Origin of the sequence: Streptomyces sp. OR43 (genome assembly GCF_008042275.1) — a bacterium.
Taxonomy (GTDB): domain Bacteria; phylum Actinomycetota; class Actinomycetes; order Streptomycetales; family Streptomycetaceae; genus Streptomyces.
The window spans coordinates 440,243-452,137 of sequence record NZ_RDBK01000022.1 but is presented as its reverse complement, the minus strand read 5'-3'; the positions used below and the strand labels follow the sequence as shown (position 1 = coordinate 452,137).

Annotated in this window: 7 protein-coding genes and 1 pseudogene; 6 read left to right on the top strand and 2 right to left on the bottom strand. The window is 69.1% G+C overall.

Annotated features, from left to right (window positions below):
* A partial coding sequence (locus EAO72_RS11850) for an FAD-binding oxidoreductase (protein ID WP_261991426.1) occupies positions 1-663 on the top strand: 663 nt, incomplete at its 5' end.
* 264 nt (positions 664-927) lie between these two features.
* On the opposite strand, the gene EAO72_RS11845 is transcribed toward EAO72_RS11850, so the two are convergent.
* A complete protein-coding gene (locus EAO72_RS11845; RefSeq protein ID WP_261991433.1) occupies positions 928-3,804 on the bottom strand; it encodes a LuxR family transcriptional regulator in 2,877 nt (958 codons plus the stop codon).
* Positions 3,805-3,987: 183 nt separating this feature from the next.
* Positions 3,988-5,220: a cytochrome P450 family protein gene (locus tag EAO72_RS11840; protein WP_148017212.1), complete on the bottom strand. Its 1,233-nt coding sequence runs from the start codon at positions 5,218-5,220 to the stop codon at positions 3,988-3,990.
* Between the two features lie 804 nt (positions 5,221-6,024).
* Between EAO72_RS11840 and EAO72_RS11835 the strand changes: the two genes are divergently transcribed.
* From EAO72_RS11835 to EAO72_RS44025, 5 genes and pseudogenes are all read left to right on the top strand, one after another.
* On the top strand, positions 6,025-6,447 hold the full coding sequence (locus EAO72_RS11835; RefSeq protein WP_261991425.1) for an NUDIX domain-containing protein: 423 nt from the start codon (positions 6,025-6,027) through the stop codon (positions 6,445-6,447).
* 25 nt (positions 6,448-6,472) lie between these two features.
* A complete protein-coding gene (locus EAO72_RS11830; RefSeq protein WP_148017211.1) occupies positions 6,473-8,461 on the top strand; it encodes an ABC transporter ATP-binding protein in 1,989 nt (662 codons plus the stop codon).
* Between the two features lie 22 nt (positions 8,462-8,483).
* Positions 8,484-9,623 (top strand): NUDIX hydrolase, encoded by a 1,140-nt coding sequence (locus EAO72_RS11825; protein WP_148017210.1) that lies wholly within the window; start codon positions 8,484-8,486, stop codon positions 9,621-9,623.
* Positions 9,624-9,683: 60 nt separating this feature from the next.
* Positions 9,684-10,625: pseudogene (locus EAO72_RS44030) on the top strand (NUDIX hydrolase); the annotation flags it as partial.
* Between the two features lie 63 nt (positions 10,626-10,688).
* Positions 10,689-11,891, top strand: a complete 1,203-nt coding sequence (locus EAO72_RS44025) for a bifunctional class I SAM-dependent methyltransferase/NUDIX hydrolase (protein WP_148017244.1) — start codon at positions 10,689-10,691, stop codon at positions 11,889-11,891.
* The last annotated feature ends 4 nt before the right edge of the window (positions 11,892-11,895 follow it).

Below are 11,895 nucleotides of genomic sequence, written 5' to 3'. Positions count from 1 at the left end.
CCCACCCGCCCCTTCGTCCCGGGCCAGTACGTCAGCGTGCGGGTCGAACTGCCCGACGGAGCAGGTCAGATACGGCAGTACAGCCTCTCGACCGCCCCCGGCCGCGACACCTGGCGCTTCACCGTGAAGCGTGAGCGCTCCCTTGACGGACAGGTGCCGGAGGGTGAGGTCTCCACCTGGCTGCACGCACATGCCCGCCCGGGTGACACCCTGCAGGTCTCACTTCCCTTCGGGGACCTCCTCCTGCCCGAGGGATCCGGCCCACTCATGCTGGCCTCGGCAGGCATCGGCATCACACCGATGCTCGCCATGCTGGAGCAGCTGGTGACCGCGGCACCCGACCGGCCGGTGACCGTCGTCCATGCCGACCGTTCTCCTGCTCACCACGCCCACCGGAAAGAACTCCACGACCTGGTCGACCGGCTCCCGAACGCCTCCCTGCACCTGTGGTACGAGGACACCGCGGACCACCCGGAGGCGGATCACGTCAACGAGGGCTGGGCCGACATCACCGGCCTGTCCCCGGATCCCGGCACCACGGCCTTCCTGTGCGGCCCGCTCTCCTTCATGAAGGCCGTCCGCACCGACCTGCTCGCTCACGGGCTGAGTCCGAAGGCCATCCACTACGAGGTGTTCGGGCCCGACCTCTGGCTGAGCAAGTGACAGCGCCAGCCGCGTCATCAGGCCACTGTGACGGCGCACGCGGAGACATTCCGGAAACGTGTCGGGGCTTCCCCGGCAGGAGAAGGACGCCGGGGCGCAAGCAGGCCGCTTCCCCGCCGTCCGGAGAACGCGGCCACTGACGGAGTCGGCGGATTCCCCTCGGCGCAGTTGGGGCCGGGTCGCGGGCGAGGGTGTGGAGCACGCCCGCCGCCGCCCGCGACGCGGACAGTGCGTGGAGATTGACGGGCTGCCGGGACCGGGTCTTCACGGACTCGATGCTGTCGATGTGAGACCGGCGAGGGCCGGCTGCAGTTCGGTGCGACGTTTGACGCCGAGCTTCACGAAGACCTTGCGCAGGTGGTACTCGACGGTGTGGGCGCTGATGAACAAGCGGGCTCCGATCTCCCGGTTCGTCAACCCCTCCCGAGCCAGGCGCGCGACGTTGAGTTCCTGGTCGGTGAGCTGTGCCGCGGACGCACGGCCGTGGACCCGCAACGTCTCACCGCAAGACCTCAGTTCGTCTGCGGCCCGCTGGGCGAATCCGTTCAGACCGCAGGCGGACAGCACCTCGTGCGCAGTGCGGAGCTGTTCGCGTGCATCTGTGGGCCGGCCCAGGCGGTTGAGGGCCTCGCCGTACAGAAGGCGACAGCGGCCCACCCAGATCGGTATCCGCTCCTGCTCGAGACGCTTGATGGAGTCCAGGAAGAGCTCCTCTGCCTCGTCCCCGCTTCGCAGCTGCGCTTCTGCCATCCTCAGCAGCGCCAACGCGTAATTGGTCCCCACCGGCCGTGTGACGTCGGCCAGTTGATTGAACGCCTGCTCGGCAAGGGCCTGCTCACCGGTGTGCGTGGCAGCTTCCACCAGTTCGAGCAGCGTACGCATCGCGAGGTTGAGTTCATGCGTGTACGGCAGCTCACGCCGCGCGCAGGCCACCGCGTCGGCGAAGCGCCCAAGGCCGTTGCAGAGAACTGCTTCGGAGAAGTTGGCAGCGCTCAGCGCGTATCCCTCACCGCGTGCCCGTCCGTCGGCGCGGATCCGCTCCGCCCAGCGCACCGCCTGGTCGGCCTGCCCCCGGTAGGAGGCGAGAAGGAGCCTTCCGTACCGGGGCAGCGGGTTCCCGGTGACCTCCTTGATGGCGTCGATCTCGTCGCAGGATGCCTCGGCCCCGTCCAGGTCGCCGTCGGTCAGCTGCACGAGCGTCAGCAGACTCAAGGCGATCGGCAGCACGGTCACGACCCCTTCGGCGCGGGCGAGCTCGACCTGCCGCTGGGCGAGCGTCCGCAGTCCGGCGGGATCCCAGAGGTCCTGGGCGGCACGGGAGGCGAACCACATCCAATGCAGTTCGAGGAAGTCCGGAGCCTGCTCGAGGAACGCCCGTTGCGCCCGTCGCAGGGTGGGCAGCGCGGCCTCCTGCCCCTCAGTGGCGAGTAGCGCCTGGCCACGCAGGATCAGGTCCCGCGCTTGCTCCGAATCCTCGGCGGCGGGCGTCGCCGCGAGGATCGCCTTCGCGACTGCGGTCACCTGCTCGGCGTCACCGAGCCTGCCGCCGTAGGTCGCCGCCGCCAGAGCTTCGATGTAGGTGTCCCGGGTCAGTACCGGGTCGAGGCCTTCGAGTCCGCGCGCCGCGTCGAGCAGGCTCTGTACCCCGCCGCGGTCGCGGCGTAGCGCGTATCCGGCGCGAGCACGCAGCCTTCCGGAGAGCGCCTCCTGCAATGCGGTGAGAGGGAGGGCTCGGGCCGATTCGAGCAGACGCAGGGCTTCGGCCGGCGCACCCACGTCGTGCTTGGCCTCGGCGGCCGCAATCAGCCGCCGGCCGCGGTGGATCGGCGAAGGTGTGAGCTCCGCCGCCCGTTCCAGAAAGGCGCTCGCGGCAGCCGCGCCGCCACGCGTGCGCGCCCGCACGGCAGACCGCTCCAGGTCGGCGGCCACGTTCTCGTCCGGCGCCGGCGTCGCGCCGGCGCGGTGCCAGGCCCGGCGGTCGGGGTCGTGCTCGACGCTGGTGACGTCCGCAAGAGCGGCGTGGACACGGCGTCGGTCCGCGGGTGACGCGGCGCGGTACACGGCCGACCGTACGAGCGGATGGCGGAATCCGACGCGGGTGCCGACGGCGAAGGCTTCGGCGTCCTTGGCCGCGTCGAAGACTTCGGGACCCAGCCCCAGCACCGCACTCGCGCGCCACAGCAGGCCGGGGTCACCGGTGGGCTCCGCGGCGGCCAACAGCAACAGGAGGCGCACCGGCGCGGGCAGGGGGGCGAGCTGCGCCACCAGGCTCTGCTCGATGCGGCTCTCCAGCGGCAGGGAGCCGGTCGGGGAGAAGCCGCCGGCGATCTGCGCGGGGTTGAGCGTTCGAGGCAGCTCCCGCAGGGCGAGCGGATTGCCGCGGCTCTCCGCGATCAACTGGTCGCGCACCTTGCGGTCAAGACCACCGGGTACCGCCAGCCGCAGCAGCTCGCACGCGTCCTCGTGCCCGAGCCCTTCGACGCGCATGTGCGTCAGCCCCGCGAACACCTCGTCGGCCTCTCTCATGGCCAGTACCAGGGCGATACCTTCCGCCTGCAGGCGCCGGGCGGCGAACGCGAGAGCACGCGCCGATGCCTGGTCCAGCCACTGTGCATCGTCCACAACGCACAGCAGTCCCCGCTCCTCCGCGGCCTCGGTGAGTATTCCCAGCAATGCCAGCCCCACGAGGAAGGGGCTCGGCGCCGGGGCGCTGCACAGCCCGAACGCCACCTCGATGGCCTCCTGTTGCGGGGCCGGCAGCCGGTCGGCGGACTGCACCATGTTCCCACAGAGCTGCTGAAGACCGCCGTAGGCGAGCTCCAGCTCGGACTGCGAGGCGACGATGTGCTCGATACGGACGTGGGGGGCGGCCTGTGCCGTGAGATGGTCCAGGAGCGCCGTCTTGCCGACACCGGCCTCACCGGAGACGAGCAGCGTCCCACTGCGGCCGTCGCGAGCCCGGTCCACCAGCGAACGCAGTTGTGCCAACTCGTCGCGTCGCCCCCGCAGCGGTGCGATATCAGGCATTTGTCCGCCTTCGCCGGAGCCTGACGCTCCGCAATATCTTCGTCCGCGCATTCTATCGGAGCATGGCCCTGCGTGGATCATCCCCGGGCTGTTCAACGAGCACGAGAGCAACATGTTCAGCACCGGCGAGTGCAGCTACAACAAGGTGGACGTTCGACGAGTCCTAAACACCGGTGACACATCGATGACGGCCCATCCAGAAGATGTCCGAGGCCGTGCGCTCCACGGAGTGCGGCTGATCATGAGCGATGAGGCAGGTGAGGTCGCCGGGCCACCTCCTTTCTCGCTGGGGAGTCGCTACACGGCCGTCGGCCGCAGGCGAACGGGAAGAGTCATATGTCCGTTGCTGATGAGGCTCGGCACAGGCTTCAGTTCCCCGATGGGTGAGGCGAGTCGGACATCGGGAAAGCGTGCGAACAGCTGACGCAGAGCGGCGGCGACTTCAAGTCGGGCAAGGGGGGCGCCAAGGCAGAAGTGGACGCCGTGACCGAAAGCCAGGTGGTCTTTCGAGATTCGGGTTGCATCGAAGAGGTCAGCGTCGCCACCATGCCAAGCCGGGTGGCGGTTGGCGGCTGCGTACGAGGCAAGAATTGCCTCACCTCTCCGAATGATTCGCCCACCGGGCACCGGGATGTCTTCGAGCGCGTACCGCAGTGGGAGGTGCTTGAGCGCCGGCTCGTGGCGCAGCGTCTCTTCCACGACGTCATTCCAGTCACACCGGCCGGCGCGGACGTGGGTCAGCTGTTCCGCGTCGGTCAGCAGGGATGTGATCGCCTGATCGATGACGTTGACAGTCGTCTCGTAGCCGGCACTCAGCATCAGCACGAGGCTCCCGCGCAATTCGGCGGCGCTGAGGGCGCTGCCGTCACCGTCCTCGTCACGGATGGTGATGAGGAGGGACGTCATGTCATCGCCCGGCGCGGCTCGCTTCAGGGCGATCAGTTCGTCAAGCAGTCGGTAGAGCGCGGCCGTATTCGCCGCGGCCTCGTCCGCAGTAAGGGTAGTGGCAAACACTCGGTCCACCACCGTGCGGAGCCCGTTCAGTTGATGGGAGGAGATACCAAGCAATCGCCCGATGACCGCAATCGGCAAGGGATAGGCCAAGCGTTCTCTCAGGTCGACAACTTCCCCGTCCGGGAGGCCTTCCAGGTCGTCGAGGAGGTCCGTGACGAGGTCTTCGACGACGGGCGCCATCGCAGCGATACGTCGGGCTGAGAACGCCGGGGCGATCAGGCGACGCAGACGGCGATGGTCACTCCCATAGGCAGTGAACATGTTGTCCACCGCCACCCACAGGGCTAGTGGCCAGGTGGAAACCGTATCGGCGAAGGCCGGCCAGTGGGCTCGAGCGTCCTTGGAGACGCAAGTGCGCGTGAGGAGCTGCTTGAGAAGACTGGGATCGGATACGGACCAGGCGGTTACTCCGAGGATGTCTACCAGCGTGATCGGCCCGCGGGCGCGCAGAGCTCGGTCCTCGGCGTGGTGGTCGGCGCCGGTGGGATCAAGGACGAGCGGCTGTTCTTCGGACATGCTCAGGGTTCCTTTCTGGGATGCGACGACGCATTGCTGACGGAGAACGCTCGGCGCGCATGCTGTGAATCGGCCTCCGGCCACTGCTCCGGGGCAAGGTGGTACGCAAGCGTCCGGATCCTGAGTCGCGCGTACCGGAGCGCCCATGCGCACTCGAGGTGCCTACGGAACAGTAACCAGTGGAGAATTCACGGCTGCCTCCCTCGCGTCCAATACATCGACCGGCACCCTCCCTGTTCTGTGACAGGCTCGTTGTGCCGCGTTGCTGTCGACGTTCAGTACTGCGACAGGTAACGACTCGAAGGCCCGGGCCGACGCCAGTTACCCTCCAAAGACATCAACCACGGCGCCCACCCCCGCATCGATGTGGAAGTCACCCGCCGCGACCTGGCCTGAAGAGCTCGAAGGTGATTCTGCGGCTCAGTCGTCGAGCGAGCCTTCGACTGGTTCATGCGCCACCGCCGCCAGGCCCGCGACTGCGGGACCCCCTGCTCCGAGTCCGTGATCAAGGTGGCGATGGTCGCCCTTGGGAAGCCGTAGGTTCACCCGGGAATCGGCCCCGAACTGGCGCGACGCGTGACTCTTCGCCGCGCCCCTGGCCGCTTGCCTCGGCGAGGTCGCCTCGCCGGGGTCGGAGGGGAACCGAATCTACGGGCTTGGGGCAACCAAGCGCCGTCGTTTCTGGTCAGTGCGGACGGGTAGCCCTTCGTCGGGGCGGCCGTCCCTCTACCCGGGGCCGTCGCAGCGTGCGGCGCACATACGAGTTGAGCCTGCTGGCCGTGCCGGCTCTTAGGAGGGCCGTCTGTGAGCGACGCACCTCACCTGCAGATCTCTGACGTCGCCCAGGTCCTGCTCCCGGCGAATGGCGCCGACCGGCGCGTCTTCCGCGAGGCGGAGGCGGCCCTCGCCCCTGAGCAGCTCACCGTCGTCGGGCATCTGGAAGCCGGCGAATCACTCGATCTCGCCGCGCGGCGCGAAACGGAAGAAGAGTCGGGGTGCGCCTCAGCTCCGAGCAGCCGGACTTCTGCTGGATCCTCCACCGCTGCGACCCCGACGGCGGGCTGGACCGGATCACCGCCGTGTTCGCAGCCCAGTCCTGGACGGGCGAGCCAGACAAGCATGAGGCGCTGCCCCGGGTATCGGTGGAGAAGCCGCCGTCAGCCTGTCCCCCACACGCCGTCGCCAGGCTCCACATGCTCGCCCACGGCCCCTCTCACCGGGCTTTGAACTGGCCCACACCAGGAGGCAGTGAATGAAGCGATTCTTCGGCAAGGTCCGCATGGCCGAGCCTCAGATTTCCGATGCGGAGCGAGAACTCTTCGGCGGGCCGCTGCGCTACGACATGGGTTGGTCACAACACGAGCATGCGGGACTCGACTTGACCATGCGTTCAGCGCTGCGTCAGATGCCCAGACTCGTCGGTGCCGCCCTGCGGATGGCCTGGAACGCGGACCGCCGTGCGCTCGTGGCGGTCGCGATCAGCGAACTCGGCCAAGGAATCGCCGCCGCGGTCGCCCTGCTCGCCGTCAATGCGGTCATGCACGCCCTGTTAGGAGCCGGGGACGCTGTCGAGCGACTGCACTCCATGCTGCCGGGCCTTCTCGCCGCCGCCGGCGTAGCGGTGGTGAACTCCGCCCTGGCCGGCTGGTCGACCTCTCGGGCAGGGCGCCTGGAGCCGAAGGTCGAGCGGATCGCCACCACGCAGTACCTGGCCGCGGCAACCGCCGTCGAACTCGAAGCCATCGACGACCCGGACTTCCGCCGCCTGATCGACATCGCCCAGTACGGGCCCGCCTCCGCCCGCCGCATGATCGGCGCCTGCGTCTCCGCACTGAACAGCAGCATCTCGCTGATCGCCACGGCCGGCGTGCTCACCGTCCTTCATCCGGCACTGCTGCCCATGCTGCTGGTCATCGCCGCGCCCCGCGGTTGGGGTGCGATGCGCGTGGCGCAGGAACGCTACGTGTCGATGATGAGCTGGATCGAGCACGTGCGGGCCAGCCGTCTCATCGGGAACCTTCTCACCGAACGAACCGCTGCCCAGGAAGTACGCATCCACGCCGTCGGCCCTTTCCTCCTCGACCGGTACCGGCACATGGCCGCGAGCGCGGAGTCGGAGCAGGAACGCCTGGCCGCGAGCAAGGCCGTCACCGAATGGGTCGCTTCCGCGCTGTCCGGAGTGGCCATGGCCGCCACCTACGGCACGATGATCTGGCTGATCATGGCCGGGCACATGAGCCTCGCCGTCGCCGGCACCGCCGTGATCGCGGTACGGACGGGGTCAGCGAGCCTGGGCGCCATGGTGATGAACATCAACCAGCTGCACGAAGAGTCCCTCTACGTGCGGGACCACGGCCAGTTCCTGGTCGAAGCCGGCCGACGCACCATCCCCGAGACCGGCCGCCCCGTCCCCGAACAGGTCAAACGGGTGTCTCTGGAACACGTCACCTACCGGTATCCCGACCGCGACGCACCGGCCCTGGACGATGTGACGCTCACGTTCGCCATGGGGTCGGTCACCGCCGTCGTGGGCGAGAACGGCTCCGGAAAAAGCACCTTGATGAAGATCCTCTCCGGTCTTCTGCTGCCTCACGACGGGTCGGTGAAGTGGGGTGAGGCCAACCTCTCCGGGCTGGAACGCGCCAAGGTCTTCGACCGCGTCTCCCTGCTCACCCAGGACTTCCAGCGCTGGCCCGTCACTGCCGCGATGAACATCCGCATCGGCCGCCCCGACCGTGACGCCTCGGTCCAGGACCTGCAGGCGTCCGTCGACTACGCCGGCGCCGGGTCCGTCACCGCCAAACTCCCCAACGGGCTAGAAAGCATGCTCGGCCGCATGTTCCGCGGAGCCATCGAACTCTCCGGCGGGGAATGGCAGAAAGTGGGTCTGGCCCGCACCCACTGGCGTAGCTCAACATCGCAATCGGACAGCATCCTCATCGTCGACGAACCCACCTCCGCCCTCGATCCGGAAGCGGAGATCGCCGCCTTCGACCGGATCCGGCGCCTGGCCGCCCCGAACCGGGCCGTCGTCCTGGTCACCCACCGCATGTCCGGCGTCCGCCACGCCGACCACATCTACGTCCTCAACCAGGGGCGCCTCGTCGAGGACGGCACCCACGACAGCCTCATGGCCGCAGCCGGGCGGTACGCCGCCATGTTCGACACGCAGGCCGCCCAGTACGCCCCGACCTCGACCATCCCGAAGCCCACCTCGCCCGACGTCCTCGACACGGCATGACCCGCCCAGCGAAAGGCAGAGCATGTCCGCTTCCCTCCCCTCTCCCGCATCAGCTGCCGCGCAGCCCATCCCGCCTGCAACGCAGTACGCCGCGACCCGGCACGCGGTGTGGCTCGGCGCCGCCGCGATCATCACCGACCAGATCGGCCGCGTCCTGCTGGTCCGCCCGACCTACCGCAAGGACGACCGGTGGCTGCTGCCCGGCGGAGTCGTCGAACCGGGCGAACATCCGCACGTCACCTGCCGGCGCGAGCTCACCGAAGAGCTGGGGCTGGCGGACCTGCCCCTGACAAGAGTGCTCGCCGTCCACTCCCTCTCCCAACACCACCACGACGTCCAGCTCGGCGCGCCCTGCCCCGGAGAGGTCCGGTTCGTTTTTGACGGGGGAAGCCTCACTCCCGACCAGATTGAGACGATCCGCCTGCCGCGCGAGGAGCTGTCCGAGTACGCCTTCCTGGAGACCCGGGACGCGGTACAGCGGCTGCGGCCCGTGGACGGGAAGATCATGCTCGCCGCCTACCGGGCTCGGCTCGGGGACACCGCCACCGCGCACCTCGCCGACGGTCGGCACATCATCGACATCCCGACGCTGGACCGCCTCGACGTCCACGTCCGCTACCGCCCTATGTGGGACAGCCCCCTCTACCGCGACCCCATCCCGGGGCATCTGCCCGTGCAGCAAGCCTGGGCTTGGTGCTTCATCCCCGATGGCCGGGTCGTTGTCGTGGCCGACCCCGGCCCGCGGGGAGCCCTGCCGATGCTGCCCGGCGGCACCGTGGAGAGCGCCGACACGACGCCCGAGGACACTCTGCACCGCGAAGCGGCCGAGGAGGGCCAGCTCACCCTGGCCGATCCGGTGCGACTGGGCTGGGTGCTGGACGAGACCGGCGAGGTCTACGGCGGAGTGGGCCCCAACGCCCGGCTCCGCCTGGCCGCCCGGGTCACCGGGATCGGGCCGGCGGCCGTCGACCCCGCCACCGGCCGCCCCTTCGCCCGGCTGCTAGCCACCCCCGCCCAGGCAGCTGCCCTGCTGGGCTGGGGGCCGCCCGGAGCGCGGCAAGCACAGCTCGCCGTGGAGACAGCACGGGAGCGGTGGGGCCTGCCCACCGCCCGCGCCGCCGCCATCGAGGAGATCCCTCCGGAGGGGGTGCGGCTGAGCTGACCGGAACGACCACCCCGTCTCGTCTCGTCCCTGCTCCACGCACCTCTGAGGTCGCTGCCCATGCCGTTGTCACACGACCAAATCCGCACCGCCGTCGAGACCTACCTCGCTCACCACCCTCACGAGCGCCCACAACTCGGAGGCTTCCTGGAAGCCCTCGACCGTGAGGCCGACATCGCCAGCCGCTCCACTTTCTCCGGACACGTCACCTGCGGCGCCATCGTGGTCGACCACCTCGGCCGCGTCCTGCACGTGCTGCACCTGGCGAGCGGGAAGGTCCTCGCTCCCGGCGGACACGCTGAGACCGGAGATGAGTCCCTGACAGGGGTAGCCCTGCGGGAGCTGCACGAGGAGACCGGGATTCCGCCCCACGCCGTGGCACCGTGGCCCGGCTACGAGGACATTCCGTTCGACGTCGACATCCACAACATCGACGCCCATCCAGGCAAAGGCGAACCAGGCCACCAGCACTTCGACGTCCGCTTCCTCTTCCGCCTACGCACCGCGGCAGAGGTGCCCGTGGTGCTCAAGGAGGATGAGGTCGGCGCCATCGAGTGGCGGCCCCTGGACCGGGTGACCTCCCCCTCCCTGCGCGAGAAGCTCCTGAAGCTGACGCCCCCTGTCGAGCCGGGGGCCTCCAGCGCCTCCGCCCTGATCTACAACGACCGCGGCGACTACCTGCTCCATCTGCGCGACTACTTCCCCGGCAAGATCTGGGAGCCGGGCATGTGGTCCCTGCTGGGCGGCGGCCGCGAGCCCCTGGACACCACCCTGGAACAGACCGTGCGGCGCGAACTGGCCGAGGAGGCCGGACTCGACATCCCCGACCTGACCCCGTTCGGCACCGAGTACGCCACCGACGCCGCCGGTACGACCGCGCTCATCGCCATCTACGCCGGACGCTGGAACGGCGACCCCCGCGAACTGCGACTGACGGAAGGAGTGATGCTGGCCTGGTTCGCCCCCGCCGATCTCCACCGCCTACGCATCGCACCCACCACCAGCGACCTCGTACGGCGTCACGCCGCCCGCGGTACGGCCGGCACCCCCAACCAGGGACCGACCGTGCCCGCCGAGGAGACCAACACCCAGACCTGGCAGATCTACGGCCGACGCCAACTGGCCCGCGCCTACACACCCCCCGTCCCCGACCAGCTCTCCTGGACGTCTTGGGAAGGGGTCGGACCGGGAGCAGAAGTCCTCGGTGACATCGCCGGCCGCCGGGTCCTGGACATCGGATCCGGCGCAGGCCACCACGCTGTCCATGTCGCCCGGGCTCACGGGGCCCGCGTCACTGGCATCGAGCTGTCCCCGACCCAGCACGAACGCGCCGTCTCCATCCACGCGGGCCTTGACGGCGTGGAGTTCGTCCAAGGGGACGTGGCCGAGTACCTGGCCGGAGCCGAGCCGTTCCACGCCGCGTACGCGATCGGGACGCTCGCCTTCATCGACCCACACCGCTCACTGCCGGCGCTGCGCGGCGGCCTGCGTCCGGGCGCCCCGCTGATCCTCTCGCTCCTACACACCGACCTCCACGGCCGCGGTCCGTCCACGGAAGTGGCGCCGCGCGAGCAGATGATCCTCCTGCGCGACGACCCACCCCTGCCGACACAGATGTGGGTTCTGGCGCCGCAGCTGTGGGAGGACCTGCTCACCGAGTACGGCTTCCGCGTCGAAGCCATCGACCTGCTAAAACACCCTGACGAGAACGCGTCAGTCGTCCAGCAGCTCATCCGGGCCCGCCGCGTGCCCGATCGACCAGAACGGGTTTCCAGCCGTCCCCGCAGCGCCCGGCCGCCGGTTGCGCACGCGGCAGTAGGCGTCGGAGCGATCCTCGTGAGCGAGCAGGGATTGCTGTTGGGCCGTCATCATCGCGGCACCATCGAGCTTCCCGGCGGAACTGTCGAGACCGGGGAGTCCTTCGAAACTGCGGTGGTCCGCGAACTCGGTGAGGAAACCGGTCTGATCGCGCGTTCCGAAGACGTGCAGCTCCTGGGCACGCTCGTAGACCATGTCGAAGGGGTCCTTCGGGTCACCGTCGGGGCGCTCGTGCACCACTGGCAGGGCCAACCGGCCACGCAGCCGAACGAAAGCGTCGGCGAATGGGCGTGGCACCCACTCGATCAACTCCCGGGCGGCCTGTTCGTGTGCAGCGCCCAGATCCTCACCGCCTGGCGCCCCGACCTGAACATCGACCACACACCCGCGCACTTCAGCTCCTTCGCTCACCGCTCACAGCCCTCGACGCTGGCAGACGGCCCGCTATGAAAAC

What these genes read in the sequence shown, in the direction of transcription:
- EAO72_RS11845 (WP_261991433.1), bottom strand. Translation starts at nt 3,804, where the DNA reads ATGTTGCTCTCGTGCTCGTTGAACAGCCCGGGGATGATCCACGCAGGG.
- EAO72_RS11840 (WP_148017212.1), bottom strand. Translation starts at nt 5,220, where the DNA reads ATGTCCGAAGAACAGCCGCTCGTCCTTGATCCCACCGGCGCCGACCAC.
- EAO72_RS11830 (WP_148017211.1), top strand. Translation starts at nt 6,473, where the DNA reads ATGAAGCGATTCTTCGGCAAGGTCCGCATGGCCGAGCCTCAGATTTCC.
- EAO72_RS11825 (WP_148017210.1), top strand. Translation starts at nt 8,484, where the DNA reads ATGTCCGCTTCCCTCCCCTCTCCCGCATCAGCTGCCGCGCAGCCCATC.